The organism is Desnuesiella massiliensis (assembly GCF_001403615.1).
Lineage (GTDB): Bacteria > Bacillota > Clostridia > Clostridiales > Clostridiaceae > Desnuesiella > Desnuesiella massiliensis.
This window is the reverse complement of sequence record NZ_LN879455.1, coordinates 340,795-364,073: the sequence shown is the minus strand read 5'-3', so window position 1 is coordinate 364,073 and position 23,279 is coordinate 340,795. Positions and strand designations below refer to the sequence as shown.

The following is a 23,279-nucleotide window of genomic DNA, read 5'->3' as shown; positions in this document are numbered from 1 at the left end:
TATTTCATCAGAACGTGTTTTACACCATTGAGTAACTCCAATTGCAGCATAAAACGGAAATAATATCTCAAATCCAAGATAATACCAGTTGATAAGGTTACCTCCCATAATAAAGGTGACTAAAAACATGCCTACAATCAATGTGGAAATCCAATATATATTAGTACCAGTGATTTTGTTCTCAAATGACAAATAATTAAACATTATTTTTCCCTCCAAAACCGCCCCAGTGGAAGAAGTAGTAAAAGGCTTAAGATTCCAGTAATCACAAGAAAGGCTGCATTAAAAAGTATTTTAAAAGAAGAAGGTTCAGCAAGTCCATAGTTGTATAAAAGCTTAGTTAAATCACCGCTAAGGAGTAAATAGAATGGAAGTTTATCACCGTCTGGTGTGATTATTAGGTTCCACATAAAATATGTAGAAAAAAGGGCATAAAAAAATCGTATATCTATGAGAATAGGAAATGCTAATGAACAGCCTACTACGAATATTGATGCAGGAATTATAACGCAAATAAAAGCAATTATATATGGATAAACAACAAAATTACCTGGAGTCCAGACAGCCTGAGCAAAACCATTTATTGCAAGGTATATGACAAAAAGCAAGATTACAAAGATAAAATTTCCGAAAAACTTACCAAATACATATTGAGATCGACTTAAAGGTTTAACCATAAAAATTTCATCAATACCTTTTTTTACATCACCACAAATTTGATTAGCTATTAAAAATACAAATCCAAACAAAAGTATGACACCTGGCTGAGGTAAAAGTCTTGATACAACATATCCCTGCTTTATAAGTTGCGGCAGGCGGTTTAAATTAGCAGCGGATGGGAAGTTATCGATTAGTGCCAAGGCTGTTGCTATAATAAGTATCAACCAAAATCCAACTTTCCCAAACTGCATTTTAAACTCATATTTAGCAATGGTAAACACTCTACTCATTTAGCTTCCCCCCATACAATATATATAAGCATCCTCCAATGTTTCAGAAACGGGTTTGGCTGTGAATATACCTTGCTCATCCAGCAACCTGACATTAATATGTTTTTTTTCATATGTAGTGGATATAACCACCGCCTTTTTCTGTATATCAATAAGCTCTGATTCATCAGTTATCTCAAGAACCTTAACCCTGTTACGCACTTGGCTAGTGAGTTCTCTGGATGCTCCTGCAAAAAATAGCTTTCCTTTTCTAAGAATTGCTAGATTTTCACAAAGTTGATAAACGTCTTCTACTATATGCGTTGATAAAATAACTGTGTTTCCGTCTTTAGCATAACGGGAAATAACGCCTCGAAATCGAACTCTTTCAGTGGGGTCAAGTCCAGCCGTTGGTTCATCGACGATAAGTATCCTAGGACTTCCCACAATGGCTTGAGCAATGCCTATACGGCGTTTCATACCACCTGAAAGCTGGCTAATTTTCCGTTTTTTAAATTCCTGCATATCCACCTGTTCCAGAGCATTTAAGACTTCCGCTTTATTTGATATGCCTTTTAATTCTGCCATATAACTTACAAAATCAAAGGCTGTAAGATTTGGATACATAGTGAGTTCCTGCGGTAGATATCCTATGATTTTTCGAACACCATCACCATCTTTTATACTATCCATACCATTTATAACAATATTGCCCCTTGTAGGCTTGATTATGGTTGCCATTGCTTTCATAAGAGTTGTTTTTCCAGCACCGTTATGTCCTAGCAATCCAAAAACACCGGAACCTATTGAAAAGCTAACATTTTCAAGTCCTTTCACGTTATTTTTATATTCTTTAGTAACATTGCTTATTTGTATAGTATTCACTTGTTTCACTCCATTTCGTTTGAGTTTGATTGGCAGGATAAGGGTGAAAGTATCCTCTTGACCCCGCAATGGAAAGGCCTATGGCACCTAAAAAAATGATTAAGGCAATAATAACTGCAGCTGCTTTAGTTACCCATAAAGGTTGTGACAACATGAAAGCAAGTCGTCTCTTTGTATGAATAAAGTCCAATAAGCCTGTGTTTTTGATCGTCTGTTTTTTCCCTAAAACGGAAAATTGCATTAATTTAATCATGGTATTTGCATATGCACAGGAGTCGGATCCCTGTATCATTGCAATAGTCTTTTGGTCACAATCTAGTTCACAGGAAAGATAATACTCATGTTGTGCAAGCCAACAGATTGGGTTAAACCAATGGAAACAGCATATAAGGTCAAAGACTCTCTGCATTAATAAATGCTTTCGCTTTATATGAACCAATTCATGTAATAAAATTATATCAAGTTCTTCATCTGACAAATTATCTATAATGTGCTCGTTCAATATGACTTTTGGAAAAAATATAGAAGCCGCGCAAGCTGGTTGCTTCAATGTACCAAACCGAACCTCTGGAAGTTTTCTTATATGAAGAGCTCCGCTAAGCCTTTTAACTTTGTTCAGTATTTTCTCATCTGCACATAAAGGAAACCTTTTTATTGCAAGTATAGTGATAAAAGCCTTTACTATCATAAAGATAAAGAATACTGAAAATAAGGCTGCCCACACAGTTGAGGCAATAATAAATTTATCAAGCCACTGCGTATTAGGCGCAATAATGAAAACCCCAGGTATAACCGTAGGTAAAGCAAATAGCAGAACCATGGCAGAACAAATGGAAAAGGGCAGTATTACTTTAAGAATATTTTGCGAGAACATGACAAATAGCCAAGCAATGCTTCCAAAGGCCGTCACAAACAGTACTATATAAAATATATCAGCAATCATTTTTTCTTATCCCTTTCGTATTTTTCAACGATTTCTTTTAACTTGGCCAGTTCATCTTCGGAAATGCTATCACTATGAATAAAGCTTGTCACCATGCTACTGATAGAACCATTGAAGACTCTACTAAGAAAGCTTTTACTCTCTTCAATTTTACATTTTTGTTCAGGTATAGTAGGCGAATATAAGAAGCCTTTTCCCTGCTGCTTTGTCTCCAAAGCACCCTTTTTTACAAGTCGTGAGAGATATGTTTGAATGGTTGTTGTGCTCCAGTTTTTATTTTTCAACTGTTCAGTAATCTGCATAAGTGTTTGAGGAGATTTTTCCCACAACACTTTCATTACCTCCCATTCAGATTCAGAAATGGATATATTTTTGTTTAACATTTTATTCTCCTTTCAAACTTATAACTACAAGTGTAGTTTTAGTATATTTTATTAAACTACACTTGTCAATATATAAATGTAAAATTTACCATACCTATTATCTTATTACATAACTCTTTATTATTTCTACATAAAAGGTGTAAATACCGCAATAAAAAAGCTCCACCAAACTATAAGCCTGGAGGAGCATAAAAACTCACTTTGATATTTATTTAAAAATTTTTAAAGACTTTGATATCAGTCTACTTCTTCTCTAGCCTCACTGTTTAGGCATCAAAACTCACAGGTCCTCAACTAAGGGAAATAGTAATTGAATTGCAAACCCTTTTTCATACTCAGACTCAACTTCAATTTCAATCTGTAATTCATCGCATAGTTTCTTTACAAGATACAATCCAATTCCAGTAGACTGGCTTCGGTTAAGGTTATCTCCTGTAAATCCTTTGTCAAAAATGAAAGGAAGATCGGAAGTAAGCACCCCAATGCCATTATCAGAAATCCTTAAATAATACCGATTGTTTATACTATCAAGACCAGTTTTTAACCAGATAAAGCTCTCTACTTCTTCCTTGGAGTATTTCACTGCATTAACGAATATTTGCGTAAAAATGAACCGAAGTGCCTTTTTATCCGACACAATTGGGACATCTTCCATCTGAGAAATAACTGAAACTTCTTTTTCCGTCAGTAATGCCTGGAGTTCCAACAGTATATCTTCATAGCAAAGATTCAACGAGACTCTCTCTAAGCGATAGTCAACATGCGATGCCTGCAATCTTGCATAAAATAATATCTGTTCAACATCATCACTGATATTAATTCTTACATGTTCAAGTCTTTGATGCACTAGCTCCGACATTTCTTCTTTACGATTTTCCAAAATCAACGTTGCCAAAGAAATAGGTGTCTTTATCTCATGAACCCAACTTTCAATAAATTCTTCATATTCTATGGATTGAAGCTTGGCATCCTCTAATTGGTCATTTAGCATCCGTAACTTATTAGCTAGATAACTCACTTTTCCCTTACGAGATTCACCAATGTGTTCTACCAAATGAGCTTCATGTTCCGGTGAGGGTTCACGAAGGAAATCATAGAAGGCTTTGTCTTGTTTCTCCTTCCTTTTCCAAACAAGTGACATGCCAAAGACAATACTGACTACAGAAAAAATAACCATGATACCAACTAGGAGTCCGAATGTTTCCGGATATGCTAACCAAGCCATAAAAATAAAAAAAGCATCACTAATACAAATTAATGATATCCAAGGACGTGATTCCTTTAGAACATTAATCCAATCTCTTGGCTTCATTGGCGTTCACCTCCTTGTAATTGATAACCAATCCCTCTGACAGTCCTGATTCGATTAGTCAATCCAACTTCATCTAGGGTCTTACGTAATCTGGTCATATTTACTTGTAATATGTTCTCATCAACATAGTCGCTACTCCCCCACAGCAGGCTAAAAAGCTCCTCTTTTTTTACTACTAAAGGAGCAGCTTTTAGCAAGGCCTTCATAATAATTCCCTCATTTTCCGATAATGAAACAGAATGCTCACCAACATATAATACATTTGCATTCTCATCTAACTGAAAATCACCAGCATCTAGCAGAACACGCATATTTGCATAGATATGAATCAGCTTTTGAATTCTAGCAATCAGACGTTTAGGATGACATGGTTTCGTTAAATAATCATCTGCACCTAAATCTAATGCATGCAGCTCATCACGAAGTTGATTACGTGAAGTCAGCACCAAAATAGGACCAATTCCTCTAGCCTTAAGCCCACGACAAATATCGAATCCAGAAAGCTTTGGCAAATTCAAATCTAACACAATTAACGAAGGAGAAGCTGAAGCAATATCTTCCAAAACGGTATCAAAAGAAGAGATACACTCTACAGAGTATCCCTCTTTCTCTAATATACTTTGTAACTCTGCACGTAGAAAGACGTCGTCCTCAACAATGACTATCCTTTCCACGTTCTCACCCCCTATCGAATCTCATTTAATTTCTTGATTTCCTCATCACTCTTCCGCTGGATCATCCATATATAGCAAAGTTCAAAAACTATAAAGACAATAAGTGCACTTCCTACCATCAAAGTAATGCTGGTAAGGTTTAAGTTTGATGTCTTCGGAATTCTCAGGAAAGATCCTAGCATGGACCAAATACCAAAAATAGAACTAATCAATGCTACAGCAATGGCCAAACCGAAATACCACCAAATTTGTATCCTTGCTGATGAACACAGGGATTTTACACTTGCACCTAACATAGATAATGTGAAATACCTATGTCTTGTACTTCTTTGCTGCATAAGAAACTTCAATCCTAACACTGTGTTTGCAATGATAAGGAACATCACACCTAAATAAAGTGTGGTATAACTTCCTGCCACTATATAAAACAACTGTCTTCCCATGCTAGTAAGATAGCTTTCATATTTTAAGCCAAATGTATTGAGCAGCTCATCTACTTGATGCATGGCTTGCATCAACCCCTTTTCTCTAACAAAATCAGAATCTAGAACCATATTCCAGAGTAATGAATCTCTCGAATTTCCAACCAAAGCATTGTACATATCATCGTGAACAATCAAAGCATAGGAAATAGTGATGGCTCGATCTGCAACAAGATTGCTTGTATATAGTGTTGATGTCAATTTGTATTGTTTTTCATCGATACCAACTGTTGGATTCCATCGCAATGCCTTCCTCAATACATCATGGGAGAATGAAAACTCCTCATTAGAATATATTGCAACTTCATTAGCTCCCAGCACAATGGCAGGCTTGTTTATAGACTTAAGCAGTGCATTATAACTAGAAAGAGAAATTAAATAAGGAGCACCTCGAGAAGATAAATCCCTTAGTAGATTTTCTTTTTCCTCTGAATTTTTTTCTCTCGAAACCGCTTCTTCCAATTCTTCCCAAGAAAAAGTGTGTGCTATAGTATTTTCAGGCATACCTGCATAAGGTGTCCTTAAATGATTAAGTTTCATGAGATAATAATCCTTTACATAGGGCCTTAATTTATCAGAGGCCAGTACTGAAGCAATTTCTTTTTCCGAACCTTCAAGAGTAAAATCTGCTGTTCTTCTGGATGCTGCACCTCGATCTAAAGTTGTAGAAATACCATAAGCAAAACAAACCATGGCCATAAGAATTAGCAGTGATGATATAGCAAGAGAACCCCATTGATGTAGAACATTCTCTTGAAGCTGTCTTCCTGTAAATATAAATAATCCGGTAGAAGAACTACTTTTACTTTTTATCCATCCTCCAATCAAACTTCCCAATCCGCGAAACAGCATAAAAGTCCCACTGATGCCTATGAGCAGTATTAATGCAAACATTAGAACATCAAGACTACGCAAATATAAAACTGCCAACACATAAGCTGCACATAACAAAACTGCTCCAAGCAGCAAACTAAACACGCCCCATGCATACGAAGGAATTCTTTGTACTTTTTCCTTCTGCTCATTTAGCAAATCCACAGGTTCCTTGCTGCTCATTCTCAAACTAAGAATAAACACTGCTAATAATTGTACCATAATGAAACCAAATACCGTTAATCCTAGACCCATCCAGGAGATACGAAACTTATGACCAATGATACTCATTCCAATAAGTTTAGAGGTTGCCAGACTAATTAGTTCTGTTAAAAATAAGGAAACTGGAATTCCAATGAACAAGGCCACTAAACCATTCCACAATGTTTCCCCCATAATCATAGCGAACAACTTGCTTCGCTTCATCCCCATCATCAAATAGATTCCAAATTCATGACTACGACGTTGTAATTGATATCTGTTCGCAAAATAAACCAGAAAAAATACGAAGAACAGCGAGACGGCATAGAACACCGGAATCATTAACAAAAGCTTTGCTACCGCATCACTCTCAATGGTCTTTAGATACATCATAACATCCTGTTCTCCAAGGGAAAGGATCACATAAAAAGCAACAATAGAAATAACTAACGAGGCAAAATAAACCTCATTTTCTTTTCGGATCTTACGACTATTTCGTTTGATGAAATCAAAGAACATTGGTACTGCCTCCTCCCAACTGTGCCATAACAGTTAAGATGCGTTCATAGAAGGAATTCCTAGTTTCTCCAGGCACTTTCTTTCGAAGCTCATGAAAAATAACCCCGTCTTGGATGAATAAGATTCTTGAGCAAAAGCTTGCTGCATTAGCATCGTGAGTAACCATCAAAATCGTAGCCCCATCTGTCTGACTGATGGAAGATAGTTTTTCCATCAAGATTTTTGCATTTTTCGTATCCAAGGCACCAGTTGGCTCATCTGCTAATACAATGCTTGGATTGGAGATTAACGCTCTTGCTGCTGCAACTCTCTGCTTCTGACCTCCTGACATTTGAGAAGGAAATTTATTTAATACCTCCTCAATATCAAATTGCTTCGCTAATTTTTGAAGTTGTGCTTCTTGCATTTTAACACTCTCTCCATGTATAGACAACGGCAAAATAATATTTTCTCTAGCAGTTAAGTTATCTAATAACTCAAATTCCTGAAATAGATAACCAATTTTACTCCCTCGATATTTTGCTAGCTGGGCTCCTCTAAATGAGGAAATATTCTGTCCCTCCAAGGAAACTTGTCCTGAGGTCGGTTTAAGCATCGTTGCAATGCAATTAAGCAATGTGGTCTTGCCTGACCCACTTGCACCCATGATTCCAAGAAATTCTCCTGGAAAAACATCAAAAGTAATTCCCTTTAACGCAGCGGTTTCACTTTGTCCCTTACCATATGTCTTATGTACTTCCTGAACTTGAAGCAGTTTATCTGAAATTTTCATATCATATCCTCCCTTACTTTTCCCTATTAATACTATACATTATAAATTTACCGGTTGATACTTACAGTTGTTGTAAGGTTTATAATGCTCTGTTTGAACTTATGAAATGTTGTTAAAAGATATTAAATTGAAGAAGAGCTAATCTTATTTAAGGCAGAATATAGTGGCATGACATTGCATTTTAAGCCAATTAAATCAATTACATTTTTTATTGAATTGTGATAAAATAGGTATGACATTGAAACGAGCATATGGAGGTTAAACTATGAATATAAAATTATTAGAAGTCTTTTTAGCTGTTGTTGATCATAAAACAATGTCTGCTGCAGCTAATAGACTTTTCACTACACAACCGAACATTTCGCTCATGATTAAGGATTTAGAGAATTACTATTCAACAAGATTATTTAATCGTGTTTCTAAAAGACTCTATTTAACCCCTGAAGGGATAAAATTAGAAAAATATGCACGAAAAGTAATGGCCGATTTTAAAGAAATGAATGAAGCAATGTTTAACCAAAACAAGATAATTCGTATTGGTGCTAGTGTTACAGTTGGGCAATACTTATTAAACGGATATCTTAAAAAGTTGAAATCTTTGATGCAAAATATAGAGTTTGAAGTGGTGATTAACAATACTGCAGAAATAGAAAAGCTAATATTGAATAATAGAATTGATATTGCTATTGTTGAAGGTAAAGTTAATTCAAAAAATATAATTCAAGTTGAAATTTTAGAGGATGAGTTAATAGCTATACTTAGTTATGACTATCCTCTTGATAATAATATTAAAAGTTTATCAGATTTGGAACTATTACCTTGGGTTTCTCGCGAAGAGGGAAGCCATTATAGAAATCAATTTGAAATTGACATGAATGAAAGAAAGATTTATCCTCAAGTGGTTTTTAGAGCAACAAATTTAGAAACGATTATACAAGCTGTTGAAAATCAATATGGTTTTGCTATTATTTCTAAAATAGCTGCTGAAGAAGCACTAAAAAAGCAAAGTTTAAAACAATTAAACTTTGCTGATTATAGCTGTCCACGTTCAATAAGATATATTTATAACAGAAATCATGATAAAGATCCAATTATATCTCAAATTTTAGATTACATTAATAATAAATTGTAGAGCAGTACCAACAATACCTGTTCCTATAATAATACTTACCGCATTGACTTTATACTTTCTAAGAATTATAAATCCACCAATAAATAGTATAAATTCAAGCCATCTAAATCTGCTAAGAACTATGTTATTAAAATCAGTATTAAATAATGCAAGGACTAAAATTGAAACACCTGCACTACCAATTAAGGCCACAACAGCAGGTCTAAGAGCTCCTAATACTGTTTGAACTCCGGAAAAATTCCTGTATTTATAATAAAAGTAAGCAAGAATTAAACAAATGATAAATGCAGGAAGAATACATCCAAGGGTGCATATTACCGCCCCTAAAGTACCATATACTCTTTGTCCAACAAATGTGGCTGAATTGATTGAAATTGGCCCTGGGGTCATCTCAGCAATTGTAATTAAATCTGTAAACTCAGCCATGGTTAGCAATTTATGAGTGTTAACCACTTGTTCTTGAATAAGCGGAATTGCTGCATATCCCCCACCAACACTAAATAAACCTACTTGTATAAAACTAATGAATAGAGTCCATAGAAGTTCCATTGCGTTTCTCCTTTCTATAGTCCAAAAGTACAGTAATAAGTCCAATTCCTAAACAAATAAATATGATATACATAGCACTAAGTTTAAAGAAATAGGCTGCTATAAAAGCAACTATCATAACAATTATGTACAGAACCTTCTTCATTTTAACTACATTTTTCCCCAAATTAACAACTACATCTAAAATTACAGCAGCTACTCCAGCTCGCATTACTTGTAAAGCAGTTGAAATTATCTGGCTATTCTTAAATTCTTTATAGAAAATTGAAATGAGTGAAATAATAACAAAAGGCGGAATTATTGTACCTAATATGGCAACTATACTTCCTAAGATACCATGGATTCTATATCCTAAAATTACACTTGCATTCACTGGAATAGGACCTGGACTTGATTGCGCAATAGCAGAAATATCCAACATTTCATCTTCATCTAGCCAATTTAACTCTTCAACAAATTTCTTCTTATATAGAGAAACAATTACAAACCCGCCACCAAATGTGAATGCGCTTAAAGTGAAGGTTGAAATAAAAAGTTTCCAAAGTCTATTTTCTTTCATATACATCTCTCCTCTCCTTTACAAGATCAGTTTATCAACTGATGGTTAATAAGTAAAATATATATTTATTATGATATATATAATAAAATGTTATATATAATTTGAAAATAGGAGGATTGCTTAGTATTGACCAAGTCGTAAAACAGATCAATAACTGGCATAAATTATTACCCAAGATATGAATATAAAAGTTCCCTCAAACTAAGTTCAAGGGAATATAAAACACACTTCAATATTCAATTAAAATCCTTCAAAGTCTTTGAAATCAGCCTATTTCTTTACTATCTTTACCACTGTCTCCACGTGGCTCGAGAGGATAGTATGAATGTCTTTCGAGCTGTCGGTAAGCGGAAACATATCCACAGCAGTTTTGGCACTATCGGTAGATGGGAACATATCAATCGGTTTTTGACTGTTTTTTAAGAAACCGTGGTATGGGGGGAATATATCGAAGCAATCATCGACAATAATGCACAAACAATTCAACCTTTTTCATAATCAACGCTATTCAAAAAGGTACTTAGATATTAATACAAGACTCTATAGACTTTTTCATATGATTAATGAGTGAAGCTACCTCGGACTCCAGCCCTTCCCACTTATCAATACATTCTCCTAGATAAGCTTTTCTGGCTATGTCGAGTAAAGCTGCTTGTTCAATGGGTAATTGAGGGATGGCCCATTCTGCTGCCTGATCCTTTGAGCTAATTTCACCGGTAGAGGCTGTCAACCACATTCTGGCTAACGTTAAAATGACATTGCGCTCGTCTCCTTTTATATCCGCCATTAATCCAGGTAAAGACTCTTTGATAGCCTTTCGAATGTCTGTTATTGGTACAGGTTCTAGAATATCTGATATATTCGGTCCGACAAGCGGAATGCTATTCATTATCGCTTGCTTTAAAAGAATCGCTAAATCAGGGTCATAAGTTCGTCTAGGAATTTCTCCTTTTTCAAACTGTTCTCTTAGCCACTCCCCATACATAAATTCATATTTAGGCGGAAAATGCCAAGGAAGCATATCATTTTTATTGATAACCGTAACTTCAAGTGGTCTTATAGCATTTGTATTTCCTACCTTCCCAGATACAAGTATTAATTTTTGTGTAAGCTCTCTTCGAATTTCTTCAGATAATATATTATTTGTGACCACCAAAATATCTACATCACTATTAATACGTAATCCTCCCATTACTGCAGAACCATATAAATAAACCCCAACTAATAAACCATCAAGCAACTCCTCTATCATTTCAATTGCTTGAATTGTTTCCTTTGGTATTTTCTTCATCGAATTGCCCTTCAAATTGTTATCTCCTTTCATCAAAAAATAGAGCATCTTTATGAAATTCTATTGCATCCTTAATCAAATCTTTGTTCCATTTCCTTCCGTTCCGAAGTATTGATTATATAAGTCTTTCGTATATCTTGTTATATTTTTATCATACTCAGGATAAACAAATCCAAGTATTTCATGCCGTAGAATCTGGTTCAGGTGATCAATCGCAAACAGTATCTCTTTACGGCACAAGCCTTTAACAGCATAGGTTGTTACATTCCAAAATTCATTGCAACAGTCATCGTATTTCCTCATGGTAGGTTTCTTTACATAACTTCTATCCTTGTTTTCTACTTGCAGATACAATCAGCATCATGGGACGGCGCATTTCGTCCTCCATCCTCGGAATATCTACTACCTTTAATCTGTGGAAAATGGGTTTTATCTTTTGCTACCCTCAGCATTTTATGAGAAATATCAACACCTACGACAGAAGAAGCAGCAATTATACTCATAATCCGAATTATAATTAATGCTCATTAATGTATAGATTCAGCGCATCATGAAACACATCAATTCTAGTCTCCTGCGGTTCGGTTTCTTCATTCAAAACAAGATCCACCATGTGATGCGGAGTTTTTCCGCCGATAGTCATGGATTTAATGCAGGAAACGCAATAGACCACAACATCCTGACAAGGCATCTGGGAGGCACGCTTTTTCTGCAGTTCTGTAACTTTTTCGATTGGCAACTGTGGATAAAAATTATCACCACAGCAGATTGATTTTATCCCACTGAATTTAGAGTCAATAATTTCTATATTCATTTTCCTCAAAATGCTTCTGACTGCTTCATGGACCTGCGGCTTGGGTCGGTATGAACAAGAGTCTTGTACCGAAACTATCAGTCCGGTATAATCCGGTAAAGGCAGATTTTCGATGCTATCCAATACTTCCCACAAAGAAATTGTTCGTATCCCTTCATATAAGGAACGAAATCTTCTGTCACAGCCTGCGCAGTTATTAATGATAGTAGATCCGTGAGGCAGCTGTGGATCATGATGGCAGCAAATGCTGTGAATCTTCACCGATCCAAAATATTTATTAAGCACATCCAGTATTTTATGTCCAGATTCAGGTTTGTAAATACTTAATGCACAACCTGGGTTGAAATAACATTTTTTCGTATCAATGTTAGAAATTTTAATGCTCGGAATCCGAATGTCATCCACTTACTAATCCTCCTAGTATATCGCCCTGTTTTTCAAGTTTCAGCAGAGCTTTTTTCATGTAAAGGCCACCTGCATAGCCAATAAATTTGCCGTATGTTCCGATTACCCGTTGACACGGAACAGCGATTGTAATTGGTTGAATTTTTATTGTCTGCCATGCCCACTGCACGGGTTGCTTTCGGACTGTTCACCGCCTCCGCTACCTTTTGTTTCTTCGTTGTAACTCGCCATTTTTAATCTCTCCTTGTGATCCTTATTTTATCACTTTTGACACAACCGTTACAACTTTAGTTTACCAGGACACTGACAAAGAGCATCCCACACTTTTTTCTGAAAATCTGTACCTTGAAGTTCATATGGAAAATTGAAGGTTGTACGCTTGCCTTTAAGGTACTCACATACTTGGTTAAAAGCCAGATTAGAAAGCACACTCATCAGCATCGTCTTCCAACATATTTCGATATTCATCACACACTAATAAATAGCATTTTCAATTTCGAAAATTTTAACTTTGTCAAATCTTACAAAACTTGTATACGCCTCCTTTTGTGTGTCTAAAATTGGCTTATATTCACTACCAGATACAAGCAAAGTTACTTTAATATACCTTAATATTCAAATAATAGATGGGAGTATATAATTTTCAATCAGTTCCCATCGTTCACGAGGTTTACGCATTGTTTTAGAGCTAATAGCAACGACAATTTCTTTTTCAGGTATACAACAAATCATATTACCGCCATCCCCCATAGCCATATAGGCAAAAAGATTATCTTTCTTATATATACACCATAAATGACCATAATGATTAAACACTACAGGTATCTCTTTTTCTAAAGGTATTCCTACTATAGATTGATGAATCCAATCTTTAGAAACAACTTGTTGATTATTGATGAAACCATCATTAATATAGAGCGAGCCAAACCTCGCCATATCTCTGGTAGTAAGTGTAAGTCCCCACCCACCAGTAGAGTTTCCACTAGGATCTTTTGCCCATCCCTTTAATTGGTTTCCAAATATCCCCTCATAATCAAAAGTTTGATTGGGATTATCCTCTATTTCTTTTATTCCGATTGGTTTAAATAGACATTCGTTGGCAAATTCTCTAGCGCTTTTACCAGTAGTACGTGTCAAAATAGCCGAAAGAATATTGACGCCACAATTTGAATACTTAAATGCGCCTATATTTCCATTTTTACCTAACATATCAAGCGAAAACTTAATCCAATCTTTTTGTCTCGTAAGCTTTTCCAACGGTTCTTGAAGCGTTTTAAAGATATATGGGGCCCTCATTGTTAGTAAATGACGTAAGGTTATCGCCTTTTTTTGTATTTCTGAAGGATGACAAATGTACTCAGGAAAAAATTCTAATACTTTTTGATCGAGACTCTTTATAAATCCCTTATCCATTGCAATACCAATAAGAGCGGAAATAAAACTTTTAGTTACTGAAGCAACATGAAAGGTATCCTCAGCTCCATACCCATTATAGTACTTCTCAAACACTACTTTACCAAAACGGACAACAATCATGCCATTAAGATTTTTATAGAGGGAAGGAATTATTTTATCCATCTCTAATAACTTATCTTTTTCCATTCCAACTTCAATAGGATCTACAGTATTAAATGTTAAAAGTTGATGACGATAATCTTTCATTATAAATACCTCCCAGTAATAGAGTTAGTATTATTTTTAATTATTTCTGGCGTTCCTTTAGCAATCACATAACCACCTTGAGTGCCTCCAACTGGCCCAAGTTCAATAAGGTAATCACAAACTTTTAAAACATCTATATCATGCTCAATGACAATGATTGAGTTCCCTTTTTCAACAAGTTGATCTAACAATTCAATCAGTTTTGCAATATCATGTTGACTTAATCCTGTTGTTGGTTCATCTAAGATATAAAGAATATTTCCTTTTCTTTTCTTACCAATCTCTTTTGCTAGTTTAATTCTTTGGGATTCACCACCGCTTAATGTAGGTGTTGGTTGACCTAATTTTATATAACCCATTCCGATTTGTTGTAAGATTTTTAAAGTGTTTAAAATACTTGGTTGATTATCAAAAAACTCAATTGCTTGGTCTATACTCATTTCTAATACATCAAATATTGTTCTTTCCTTATACTTAATCGATAATGCATCCTGATTAAATCTTCTACCATGGCACTTTGTACATGTTTTATTAATACTAAGATGTCTCCCTAGCCATATTTTTTCATACCCACTTCCACCACATTCACTACATGCACCTTTAGAATTAAATGAGAAATGACCATCTACAAAACCTTTATTAATGGCTTCTGGTTGATTAGCATATAAAGTTCTTATCTTATCCCAGATACCAATATAAGAAGCCGGATTTGAATTATTGTTGCGTCCAATAGGCACTTGAGATATTTCTGCATATCCAGAAATGAATTCAACACCTTCTAATCCATCTGCAACGGTTTTTATGACTGTTTCTTCACTATAATCATCTATTAAATCTTTCTTATATGAATACTTAAAATGAGTTCGTAACAATGGTAACAATGTATCTGATATTAAAGAACTCTTTCCGCTACCCGACTTTCCTGCAATACCAACGATTGCATGAAGTGGGAGTGTTACCGTAATATCTTTGAGATTATTGGTTTTAGCATGTTGAATAACAAGTGAAGGCATCTCTTCTATATTTACGTTGTGTCTTCTTGTAGGCATATTTTTCTTACCTGATAAATAATTACCCGTTATAGATTCATCAGATTTTATTAAACCATCAAGGTGACCTTGGTAAACAATTTGACCACCAAGATGTCCTGCCATTGGTCCAATATCAATAATATGTTCTGCTTTTTGTATGGTACTTTTATCATGTTCAACAACAATCACAGTGTTGCCAATCTCTTTTAATTGTTGAATAGATGCGATAATATCTTCTTTTTCAGATGCATGTAAACCAGCAGTTGGTTCATCTAAAACATAGATTAATGAATCCATTTTGGTATCAAGATGGGCATTTAAAAATAGCCTTTGTAACTCACCACCACTTAACGAAGCCATTTCTCTATATAGTGTTAAATAACCTAATTTTGCTTTTATTAAGTGTTCTAATTTAATGAGAATATCTTGAGCTAAATTTTTCCCAAATTGCGTATATTTTTCAACTTCGATCGTCTCTTTAAGAAATGAATGCATATCTGAAATAGGCATTAAACACAACTCACCAATATGCTTACCATTAATATAAACACTTCTACCCTCTTGTCCAATGCGATAACCATGACATTCACAACATGTCTGCATCGCATAAATATCATTTAAAGCTTCTCCTTTACGATAGCGACTTTCAAATGCTTTTGTCAGTGAGTAGCTACTTTTTCCATTTTCATAACGACCATAAACCGCTTCATTTTTCACATCTTCAGGTAATGATGTAAATGGCATATAAAAATAATCTTTAAAGCGCCTCTTTAAAACATTCATATAGCCAGGTGTAACTTTTGATTTTATAAAAACAGCTTCTAAAGTAATTTGATTATCCATTACTAACTTTTCCATATCAATTTCAAAGTAAGCTCCTCGACCTGAACATCGCACACACATACCACTTGCTGAATTATAAGAAAAGAAACTTGTATCAAGGTGTTCATCTCCATTAATCCCCTCACCATGTGCCTGCCCCTCACCTGAATAGAGTAATGTAAGCATATGGAGAATACCTGTCCGTGTTCCGACTGTGGAACGAGGATTACTTTGACGAATGGTGTTTTGATGAACTGCAATCGTAGGTCCTATCCCTTCAATATAGTCAAACTTATAAGTGTCATCAATTGTAGAAAGCATACCTAATGATTGTAGATATTGTTTACGTCCTTCTTCAAATATAATATCAAACACTAAACTTGATTTACCCGATCCGCTTACACCTGTTGCAACAATAAACTTGTTTTTAGGTAAGCTAATATCGATATTTTTTAAATTATGAATACGCGCACCCTTTATCCTTATTTCTTTCATTTAACCACCTCATTGTACTAATTAAGTATCAAATCAGACATGGAAGCATTACTTAGAATTAAATGATAATGGTTGAACTGGTAAGTATATATCGACTAAATGCATATTATTTACATCAGTTCGATAATCATTCATATACATTTCAAATGGAAAACTATCACTTGGAACATAGCCACTATTCGTTAACCATTCTTCATAAATATAATCCCAAATGGCACTATAAAGATGTTGCTGAATATAAAAATGACCAACAATATATTTACCCGCTGGTATTTCCATGAGACAAAGATCACTATTTTCATCTACCTTTGCATCATTTGGAATCGTAATACACAGACTTGTCTTTGAATAATCTTGGCTAGTAAACTCTGGATGATCATGATAGATTGACAAGACCTTTGTCTTATTTGCTTCAATAAGATTCTGTTCATGAGCACTCTTAAATAATCTTTCTAAAAGTTTAGGAAACTCAACAGCCAATTTATTATAAGCGCCAGTAAATCGAAGATAAGCCACCTTCATTTTATCCATTTCAACAATTTCCACATTGCCTTCTATATTTTGTTTAAATTCTTTCTTTTCCATATCCGATACACCTAAATTGTACCTAGAAATATTATATTGTTCTTTGCAATTCTTGCGATAATTTTTTCTATAGTCGTTAGGACTCACTTTAAACAGATGTTTAAAACTTCTCGAAAAAACTGCTGAATCTGTAAAACCCATATGATAAGCAATATCTGTAATACTCATATCTAAACGGTGGCTTAAAAGGCGAGCCGAATTTTCAAGTTTAAAACGATTTACATATTGTAATAAAGATTCATGGGTTATTGCTTTAAAAATACGGTGAAAATGATATTTAGAAAATCCTGCTATATTTGAGAGTTCTTCAAGTGTAAATGATTGTGAAGTATTTCTTTCTATATAATCTTGTACCTTATTGATACGACGTATATATTCATTTTTACTTGCATAATGTTCCATGATATTTTCTCCTTTACATATCTTTAAAGTAACAATATGTAGCCATTATACTTTATCTATTTTAATACCTCAACGCTGGTTTTAAATATCTTTAAAGTCAATAAAAATATGGGGCTGTTTCACAACTAAATAAATAGTTAGCTGTGTAGCAGCTCCTGTTTTTATTTCAGATATAGAAAATGCGGGGCTCGAAAGCCCCGCAAATGTTGTATAATTATAGTATGCTAAAACCAAATTATCAACATAAAAATTATACTTCATCAAATGGATATTATCAACTGGCGGATTAGCCCCTTCGTTTTGGACAAAACCTAATAAATTCTTTAATTTTCTTAGAATTAGACCTTTATTTTAATATTTGTTAGGTCTTCTCCAAAATAAAGGTTATAAAATTCATTCGGTGACATAAACCTTAGACTTGAATGAATCCTGCTATTGTTATAAAACTCCATTTTGTTTGGTGTTCTAACAGGTATTCTTTCATGTTCTATTCCTATTTCTTCGCAGCACTGGCTGAATTTATGGCTTACAAACTGCGGTCCATTATCCGTTCTTATCATAGGCTTTTTGGCTCCTTCTGCAAATAAGTTTCTACGAATTAAGCATTTTCTCAGTAATGCTGCCGCATCCTTAGCTTCGCAGTGTAAACCCATGTGGTTATCAATAATACTTCTATCAAAAATATCAATTAGATTTAGCAAATAGAAAAATTTATCCTCACCATGAACATAACCATATTTTATATCCATTTCCCAAAGCTGATTAGAGCCTGTTATAGTCCTGTTTACTGCGATAGTCTTCTTTACCTTAGGCTTAATAACTCTTTGGTCTTTAAGTATGCCAAGCACTTTACACAGCCTATAAACCTTCTTATGGTTGATTATAAGGCTATATTGTTTCCTTAGATGGTATGTTATTTTTCTATATTCATAATTACTGGCATCTCCATCAATTGACTCCATAATAAACTCTTTAATCTGCTCATCACAGACCTTTTTATTTTCTTTGTTTAGGCTGTATCCACGAGGCTTACCACCTTTAGGCTTTGTCTTTTCTTTTCCTGCTACACTCAAGTTATAGTAATATGTTGACCTTCCAAGCTTCACCATATTTAGTACAAAAACTGCGTTATATCCTTGATCTATATATTTCTTAGCTATCTCTACTTTATCTTTAATTGAGGGGGTGATTTTTTTATTAAGTCTCTAAGTATTGCTATCTCTAAGTCTTTCTCTCCTGGAAGTTTCTTTAACTGATCATTCTCCTTAGTTACTTCTGTCAATTCATCTTTAAGTTCCCTATCTCCCTCAACTAAAGCTTTTCTTCCTGGCTTAACTTTAATCTCATCCTTATTTACGGAGTTTTTAATCCACGTAAATATGGTTGACTTTGATATTCCATGTCTTCTTGAGACTAGTGATACATTTCCCTCTTCTTTAACTTCTCTTAATATTTCTTCTTTCAATTCTTTTGTATAACTTCTTCCTTTCATAGCTTACCTCCAATCACTTTCTACATTATAATAAATGTATAGGCAATTGTCCAAATCAATTTAGAGGCTTATGAGTTATCTTGATGACAAATTCCTGTTTATCTGATACTTTTCAATATATTACTTATACGTCATTATAATACTATAATAAATACATGATTATTAGTCAACTAAACCAGCATGCACCCGACAAATTAACTTTACTGCTAAAGCTCTTTCTAGGATACAATAACTTAACTGGTATTTTATTCGATTTTGAAACCAACTCCAAAACAAAATAAATTTGCTTTTTGTGCTATCCTTAATGATCTAAAATTATCACTTAAAGTGCTATACAGAGGTTCGCAGCCTAATTGCCTGACTTCTTGCGCCCACTTAAAAAGGACATCATAGGCATAACCATTCCCCCAGAACGCTTCCATGGTTTCAATTCCTGCTTCATGTGCTTTATGACTGATGCGAACACTTCGGCAAATTGACACAGCCTGTCCTGCATGAACGAACGCTGCACAGGGCAGTGAAAAAAGAAACTCTTCCTTTAGCCATTCAAATCCATCAGAAGTGAATGTACTTACGTTTTTGGAATCGAGAAGGATACAATCCCGTATTTTTTCTCCGCTGTCAGGAACGTAAAAGCATATCTCTTCGGTGTAACTTCTGCTTTGAAAACATTCAAGATATTGTTCAAAATACTTGGGTCTCTCATTTGCATTCTGAGCGATGGGTTCCTTCAAACACAATTCACTTACTTTAGAAATAATATTCTCAGAAACATCGTGTCGAAAATAATATATAGTTTCACCCTTAATAGTTCGCCCCATAACAAATCTTGGTGCAGGCTTTGTGGTATCCCACGGTTCATTAATATTTAAAAGTCTCAAATCATCATTCAACGTGAATAATGATTCTATGTGCATCCGCATAAGTTCCGTACTATTTAGCATATATGTCTTACCCCCTACTATAAAATTTTCAATTTCTCAGAATATGGTATCATTCCTAAATTTATATTTCAAGGGAAAGAACGATTATAAATAAAATACTTCTTAAATATATTTCTTAAAAAGGTTGTTCATAAGCCCCAAAATCAATTTGGATTTGTCAAGAAAAGTGCAGTTTTACTTCTGCACTATCTGAATAAGGTTGCCGCATGTATCATCGAAGACAGCTATTGTGACGTTGCCCATTTCGGTCGGTTCCATCGTAAACTTCACGCCTTTTTCTATTAATCGTTTGTACTCTTCGCGGATATCTGCCACGCCAAACATTGTTGCTGGGATGCCATCGGCAAATATCTTCTTTTGATACTCTTTTGCGGCAGGATGATCATTCGGTTCAAGTAAAAGCTCGGTACCATCCTGACCCTCGGGAGTAACAAGCGTTATCCACCTATACTTTCCGGCAGGAACGTCCTCCTTTTTTATAAACCCAAGCTTTTCTGAATAAAACTCCAGTGCCTTGTCCTGGTCTTGTACAAATATACTTGTAACAATGATTTTCATGCTTCTTTACCTCCATAGATATTTATGATTTGTGCTGTGCTGATAATATGGCTTTAAGAATTACAACCCTAACCTTCATCAGAGGTTTTTATTCGAATTTAAAAATTATTCTACCCATCCTTCCAGTAAATTTTTAAGTGGCTCATTGTTGAAAAAAAGTACCCGATATTTCCCCTTCCGTTTTGATTTTACGAGCCCTGCATCATCCAATACAGAAAGATGTTTAGCTATAGCCTGACGCGAAATGTTAAGGTTGTGCTTCATAATTAAACGTGCCGTAAGTTCATACAACGTCAGCTCGTTGTGTTCGGATAGTTCGTCTAATATAAGCCGCCGAGTCGAGTCGGCAAGTGCTTTGAATATAGAGTCTTTGTTCGTATCCATATATCTATTATAAGCAACCATACGGTTGCCTGTCAAGGATAAGCAACAAAAAGGTTGCATGAAAATAAAACCATAAAATGCACCCTTGACAGTCTAAAGTTATATTACAGATGGCTGTGTATCAACAAAAACATTTAGCAGAGCCAATAACAAAGGCATCAAGATTTGCTATCCTGACGCCTTTGGAATTTCCTACCTTAAATTTCTGTGTTGGAGGCTTCACCCCTCCAACACCCCTTTGTCACCTATAAACCCCCCTAAAAAACGAGCCAAAAATGCACTTTTTTGCCTCGATTTTTGCACTATCGGTAGACGGGAACATGTCGACCTAAGCTTTTATTTATTTCATTAACTCCATTAGATATTTGTATAGGTCATCCGTAAGACCATATCTAAGCTGAGAATTCTCTAAAGAAGCATGAAATGAAAATATGGAATTCTTAAGTTTTTCATCTTCCCCTATTGATTTGTTCAAAAGTTTTCTCCAATAATTTATACATTCAATGGCATTTAAATCTGTATTAGGCAATTTGTTCTTACAACAATAATTAAGTTTTGAAATGAACTCTAGCCACTCTGTTGCTCCTTCTGATTCTGCTTTATATCTTTCTAAATTATTTCTTATTTTATCTAACTGTTCTTTAGTTATATATTTGTCTGCTGAGGAATTAATAAATGGGACGATTGCTTTAAAGTCATCTATTGAGATATTCTTATTACCTTTAATCTCCTGCTTTAATTTTAGCAACCTACTAAAAAATAGCTGTTTCTGGGCAATTTCCTCTTGAACTTTTGAAATTTGGACTTCAATAAATTTTGGAATATCAATATATCTATCATGAATTAGACTCTTTATTTCATCAAGGTTAAATCCCATGTCTTTTAAAGACATTATTTGGTATAATGTTGTAATACTCTGCATGTCATATAATCTATGCCCTGTTTCAGTAATCTTAGATGGTTTTAATAAACCGACTTCATCATAATAATGCAATGTTCTGACAGTTATACCTGCCATACTCGCTAATTCCCCAATCTTAAGAAATCTATCCATCTTGTTCACTTTCCTTTATTTTAACAATAGCCTCTAAATCATTAGTACTAAATATATACCTCTTACCACATATACCACATTCCAGTTCTTCATTTTTCCCAACTTCAATTGAATTTTTTAATTCATCGGTTTCAACCGACATTAGGATCCCAAAAAACATTTCTTTTGAACAATTGCATTCACTTTGCACGATATATTCATCTACTACCGTTGCATATGGAAAAACCCTAATAGTCAGTTCTGCCCATTGCTCTGTGATCATATATTTCTCTGCACTGTAAATACTATCCATCACAAAATGTAGATGATTAATATTATAGAAAGGTAGTGGTTGTATCAAGCAACCTCTTGCAATCCCATTTTCAATCCATGTTCGAAAAATTGTTTTTGTCTGCTCGCTCTTAGAATAGAAATAGGAAAAGCACGAATTTATAGAAGCAGACTTTAATTCTACCGTTCCGGTAAATATTCCTGACATCCAACTAGCTCTTGAAATAGAAAGAGATGCCCCATCCCCGACTAAATCAGCAAAATCGCCATTAAAAGCTGCTAACTGGGAAGAGAAAGTACAATTAACATTGCCGCTACCATCTACATCGCAGTGAGCCGTATGCCCAGCTGGTTTAAACCGAACACTTACACTTATACGCTGATCGACTTCGGTTAAAAAGCCACGTAATAGACAACAATCGATAAATATGTTCGTATAAAGCTGTCTTGCAAAATCTGTTTTCATATTTTTTAAATTGCTGCGCTCCAGAATATTTGTTGCATCAATAATAAAAAGTCTGATTTCCTTATCTTTTGTTAATAGTTTTACTAAATTCTTCTTCATAATCATTACCTCCATGCACGCATTATATAACATAACGTAACGTGAGGTTCAAGTACTTTTTTTGAACGTTTTTTTGAATAAAGTTCTTATATAATTTAAAAAACCGCCAACCAAGAAAAAGTATCTCCTGATTGACGGAAGAGATAAATATTTTACATCTCATCTATCCTATCTCCACAACTCTACGTATGTTATCTAATCTATCCACACAACCCTACTGAATTTACCGGTTCTTTTTCTACCCTTCGATATGTTCCCACATACCCAATTTTACACTTTAGGTCGAGTAGAT

25 protein-coding genes and 1 pseudogene are annotated in these 23,279 nt (G+C 34.6%); 1 reads left to right on the top strand and 25 read right to left on the bottom strand.

Annotation, left to right across the window (positions count from 1 at the left end):
* Nucleotides 1-203: 203 nt before the first annotated feature.
* From BN2665_RS08440 to BN2665_RS08405, 8 genes are all read right to left on the bottom strand, one after another.
* Nucleotides 204-950 carry an ABC transporter permease gene (locus BN2665_RS08440; RefSeq protein WP_055666674.1) on the bottom strand — a complete coding sequence of 249 codons (747 nt, stop codon included), beginning with the start codon at nucleotides 948-950 and terminating at the stop codon, nucleotides 204-206.
* On the bottom strand, nucleotides 951-1,814 hold the full coding sequence (locus tag BN2665_RS08435; RefSeq protein ID WP_055666673.1) for an ABC transporter ATP-binding protein: 864 nt from the start codon (nucleotides 1,812-1,814) through the stop codon (nucleotides 951-953). It lies immediately after the preceding gene.
* A complete protein-coding gene (locus BN2665_RS08430; protein WP_055666672.1) occupies nucleotides 1,783-2,757 on the bottom strand; it encodes a M56 family metallopeptidase in 975 nt (324 codons plus the stop codon). Before BN2665_RS08430 ends, BN2665_RS08435 begins: the two co-directional genes overlap by 32 nt.
* A complete protein-coding gene (locus BN2665_RS08425) occupies nucleotides 2,754-3,140 on the bottom strand; it encodes a BlaI/MecI/CopY family transcriptional regulator (RefSeq protein WP_055666671.1) in 387 nt (128 codons plus the stop codon). Before BN2665_RS08425 ends, BN2665_RS08430 begins: the two co-directional genes overlap by 4 nt.
* Nucleotides 3,141-3,420: 280 nt before the next feature.
* Nucleotides 3,421-4,452, bottom strand: coding sequence for a sensor histidine kinase (locus BN2665_RS08420; RefSeq protein ID WP_055666670.1), 1,032 nt, complete (start codon nucleotides 4,450-4,452; stop codon nucleotides 3,421-3,423).
* A complete protein-coding gene (locus BN2665_RS08415; protein WP_154674902.1) occupies nucleotides 4,449-5,126 on the bottom strand; it encodes a response regulator transcription factor in 678 nt (225 codons plus the stop codon). The genes BN2665_RS08420 and BN2665_RS08415 overlap by 4 nt, the downstream gene beginning before the upstream one ends.
* An 11-nt stretch (nucleotides 5,127-5,137) precedes the next feature.
* Nucleotides 5,138-7,201, bottom strand: a complete 2,064-nt coding sequence (locus BN2665_RS08410) for an FtsX-like permease family protein (protein WP_055666668.1) — start codon at nucleotides 7,199-7,201, stop codon at nucleotides 5,138-5,140.
* Complete coding sequence (locus BN2665_RS08405) at nucleotides 7,191-7,973, bottom strand: ABC transporter ATP-binding protein (protein ID WP_055666667.1); 783 nt, start codon at nucleotides 7,971-7,973, stop codon at nucleotides 7,191-7,193. The genes BN2665_RS08410 and BN2665_RS08405 overlap by 11 nt, the downstream gene beginning before the upstream one ends.
* A 265-nt stretch (nucleotides 7,974-8,238) precedes the next feature.
* Between BN2665_RS08405 and BN2665_RS08400 the strand changes: the two genes are divergently transcribed.
* Nucleotides 8,239-9,105, top strand: a complete 867-nt coding sequence (locus BN2665_RS08400; protein ID WP_055666666.1) for a LysR family transcriptional regulator — start codon at nucleotides 8,239-8,241, stop codon at nucleotides 9,103-9,105.
* On the opposite strand, the gene BN2665_RS08395 is transcribed toward BN2665_RS08400, so the two are convergent.
* From BN2665_RS08395 to BN2665_RS08320, 17 genes and pseudogenes are all read right to left on the bottom strand, one after another.
* Nucleotides 9,079-9,654, bottom strand: a complete 576-nt coding sequence (locus BN2665_RS08395) for a chromate transporter (protein ID WP_055666665.1) — start codon at nucleotides 9,652-9,654, stop codon at nucleotides 9,079-9,081. The two genes, BN2665_RS08400 and BN2665_RS08395, sit on opposite strands and share 27 nt — an antisense overlap.
* Entirely contained in the window at nucleotides 9,626-10,213 is a 588-nt protein-coding gene (locus BN2665_RS08390) for a chromate transporter (RefSeq protein ID WP_242865926.1), read from the bottom strand. The genes BN2665_RS08395 and BN2665_RS08390 overlap by 29 nt, the downstream gene beginning before the upstream one ends.
* Before the next feature lie 520 nt (nucleotides 10,214-10,733).
* Nucleotides 10,734-11,504 carry an aminoglycoside nucleotidyltransferase ANT(9) gene (ant(9), locus tag BN2665_RS08385; RefSeq protein WP_154674918.1) on the bottom strand — a complete coding sequence of 257 codons (771 nt, stop codon included), beginning with the start codon at nucleotides 11,502-11,504 and terminating at the stop codon, nucleotides 10,734-10,736.
* A 75-nt stretch (nucleotides 11,505-11,579) separates the two neighbouring features.
* Nucleotides 11,580-11,849 (bottom strand): annotated as a pseudogene (locus tag BN2665_RS26685) (aminoglycoside 6-adenylyltransferase); the annotation flags it as partial.
* Nucleotides 11,843-12,007, bottom strand: a complete 165-nt coding sequence (locus BN2665_RS27950; RefSeq protein ID WP_207643683.1) for a hypothetical protein — start codon at nucleotides 12,005-12,007, stop codon at nucleotides 11,843-11,845. The pseudogene BN2665_RS26685 and the gene BN2665_RS27950, both read right to left, overlap by 7 nt.
* A gap of 14 nt (nucleotides 12,008-12,021) precedes the next feature.
* Nucleotides 12,022-12,723 carry a heterodisulfide reductase-related iron-sulfur binding cluster gene (locus BN2665_RS08375; RefSeq protein ID WP_154674901.1) on the bottom strand — a complete coding sequence of 234 codons (702 nt, stop codon included), beginning with the start codon at nucleotides 12,721-12,723 and terminating at the stop codon, nucleotides 12,022-12,024.
* On the bottom strand, nucleotides 12,716-12,892 hold the full coding sequence (locus tag BN2665_RS27560; protein WP_242865925.1) for an MGMT family protein: 177 nt from the start codon (nucleotides 12,890-12,892) through the stop codon (nucleotides 12,716-12,718). Before BN2665_RS27560 ends, BN2665_RS08375 begins: the two co-directional genes overlap by 8 nt.
* 446 nt (nucleotides 12,893-13,338) lie before the next feature.
* A complete protein-coding gene (locus BN2665_RS08370; protein ID WP_055666661.1) occupies nucleotides 13,339-14,385 on the bottom strand; it encodes a serine hydrolase domain-containing protein in 1,047 nt (348 codons plus the stop codon).
* The gene (locus tag BN2665_RS08365) at nucleotides 14,385-16,733 is read right to left on the bottom strand and encodes an excinuclease ABC subunit UvrA (protein ID WP_055666660.1); all 2,349 of its coding nucleotides are present in this window, start codon (nucleotides 16,731-16,733) and stop codon (nucleotides 14,385-14,387) included. Before BN2665_RS08365 ends, BN2665_RS08370 begins: the two co-directional genes overlap by 1 nt.
* A 48-nt stretch (nucleotides 16,734-16,781) precedes the next feature.
* Complete coding sequence (locus BN2665_RS08360) at nucleotides 16,782-17,720, bottom strand: AraC family transcriptional regulator (RefSeq protein WP_055666659.1); 939 nt, start codon at nucleotides 17,718-17,720, stop codon at nucleotides 16,782-16,784.
* Between the two features lie 338 nt (nucleotides 17,721-18,058).
* The gene (locus BN2665_RS08350) at nucleotides 18,059-18,829 is read right to left on the bottom strand and encodes a DDE-type integrase/transposase/recombinase (RefSeq protein ID WP_082435850.1); all 771 of its coding nucleotides are present in this window, start codon (nucleotides 18,827-18,829) and stop codon (nucleotides 18,059-18,061) included.
* Nucleotides 18,830-18,882: 53 nt separating this feature from the next.
* Nucleotides 18,883-19,212, bottom strand: coding sequence for a transposase (locus BN2665_RS08345; RefSeq protein ID WP_055666657.1), 330 nt, complete (start codon nucleotides 19,210-19,212; stop codon nucleotides 18,883-18,885).
* Nucleotides 19,213-19,457: 245 nt separating this feature from the next.
* Nucleotides 19,458-20,156 (bottom strand): GNAT family N-acetyltransferase, encoded by a 699-nt coding sequence (locus BN2665_RS08340; RefSeq protein ID WP_055666656.1) that lies wholly within the window; start codon nucleotides 20,154-20,156, stop codon nucleotides 19,458-19,460.
* Between the two features lie 174 nt (nucleotides 20,157-20,330).
* On the bottom strand, nucleotides 20,331-20,714 hold the full coding sequence (locus BN2665_RS08335; protein ID WP_055666655.1) for a VOC family protein: 384 nt from the start codon (nucleotides 20,712-20,714) through the stop codon (nucleotides 20,331-20,333).
* 105 nt (nucleotides 20,715-20,819) lie between these two features.
* The gene (locus tag BN2665_RS08330; protein ID WP_055667103.1) at nucleotides 20,820-21,098 is read right to left on the bottom strand and encodes an ArsR/SmtB family transcription factor; all 279 of its coding nucleotides are present in this window, start codon (nucleotides 21,096-21,098) and stop codon (nucleotides 20,820-20,822) included.
* A 340-nt stretch (nucleotides 21,099-21,438) separates the two neighbouring features.
* A complete protein-coding gene (locus BN2665_RS08325; RefSeq protein ID WP_074042254.1) occupies nucleotides 21,439-22,152 on the bottom strand; it encodes a MerR family transcriptional regulator in 714 nt (237 codons plus the stop codon).
* Entirely contained in the window at nucleotides 22,145-22,987 is an 843-nt protein-coding gene (locus tag BN2665_RS08320; protein ID WP_055666654.1) for an Hsp33 family molecular chaperone HslO, read from the bottom strand. Before BN2665_RS08320 ends, BN2665_RS08325 begins: the two co-directional genes overlap by 8 nt.
* Nucleotides 22,988-23,279 lie beyond the last annotated feature (292 nt).

Coding starts and splice junctions, on each gene's coding strand:
- BN2665_RS08440 (WP_055666674.1), bottom strand. CDS start 950: ATGAGTAGAGTGTTTACCATTGCTAAATATGAGTTTAAAATGCAGTTT.
- BN2665_RS08430 (WP_055666672.1), bottom strand. CDS start 2,757: ATGATTGCTGATATATTTTATATAGTACTGTTTGTGACGGCCTTTGGA.
- BN2665_RS08425 (WP_055666671.1), bottom strand. CDS start 3,140: ATGTTAAACAAAAATATATCCATTTCTGAATCTGAATGGGAGGTAATG.
- BN2665_RS08420 (WP_055666670.1), bottom strand. CDS start 4,452: ATGAAGCCAAGAGATTGGATTAATGTTCTAAAGGAATCACGTCCTTGG.
- BN2665_RS08410 (WP_055666668.1), bottom strand. CDS start 7,201: ATGTTCTTTGATTTCATCAAACGAAATAGTCGTAAGATCCGAAAAGAA.
- BN2665_RS08405 (WP_055666667.1), bottom strand. CDS start 7,973: ATGAAAATTTCAGATAAACTGCTTCAAGTTCAGGAAGTACATAAGACA.
- BN2665_RS08400 (WP_055666666.1), top strand. CDS start 8,239: ATGAATATAAAATTATTAGAAGTCTTTTTAGCTGTTGTTGATCATAAA.
- BN2665_RS08395 (WP_055666665.1), bottom strand. CDS start 9,654: ATGGAACTTCTATGGACTCTATTCATTAGTTTTATACAAGTAGGTTTA.
- BN2665_RS08390 (WP_242865926.1), bottom strand. CDS start 10,213: ATGAAAGAAAATAGACTTTGGAAACTTTTTATTTCAACCTTCACTTTA.
- BN2665_RS27950 (WP_207643683.1), bottom strand. CDS start 12,007: ATGAGTATAATTGCTGCTTCTTCTGTCGTAGGTGTTGATATTTCTCAT.
- BN2665_RS08370 (WP_055666661.1), bottom strand. CDS start 14,385: ATGAAAGATTATCGTCATCAACTTTTAACATTTAATACTGTAGATCCT.
- BN2665_RS08365 (WP_055666660.1), bottom strand. CDS start 16,733: ATGAAAGAAATAAGGATAAAGGGTGCGCGTATTCATAATTTAAAAAAT.
- BN2665_RS08360 (WP_055666659.1), bottom strand. CDS start 17,720: ATGGAACATTATGCAAGTAAAAATGAATATATACGTCGTATCAATAAG.
- BN2665_RS08350 (WP_082435850.1), bottom strand. CDS start 18,829: ATGGTGAAGCTTGGAAGGTCAACATATTACTATAACTTGAGTGTAGCA.
- BN2665_RS08345 (WP_055666657.1), bottom strand. CDS start 19,212: ATGAAAGGAAGAAGTTATACAAAAGAATTGAAAGAAGAAATATTAAGA.
- BN2665_RS08340 (WP_055666656.1), bottom strand. CDS start 20,156: ATGCTAAATAGTACGGAACTTATGCGGATGCACATAGAATCATTATTC.
- BN2665_RS08335 (WP_055666655.1), bottom strand. CDS start 20,714: ATGAAAATCATTGTTACAAGTATATTTGTACAAGACCAGGACAAGGCA.
- BN2665_RS08330 (WP_055667103.1), bottom strand. CDS start 21,098: ATGGATACGAACAAAGACTCTATATTCAAAGCACTTGCCGACTCGACT.
- BN2665_RS08325 (WP_074042254.1), bottom strand. CDS start 22,152: ATGGATAGATTTCTTAAGATTGGGGAATTAGCGAGTATGGCAGGTATA.
- BN2665_RS08320 (WP_055666654.1), bottom strand. CDS start 22,987: ATGAAGAAGAATTTAGTAAAACTATTAACAAAAGATAAGGAAATCAGA.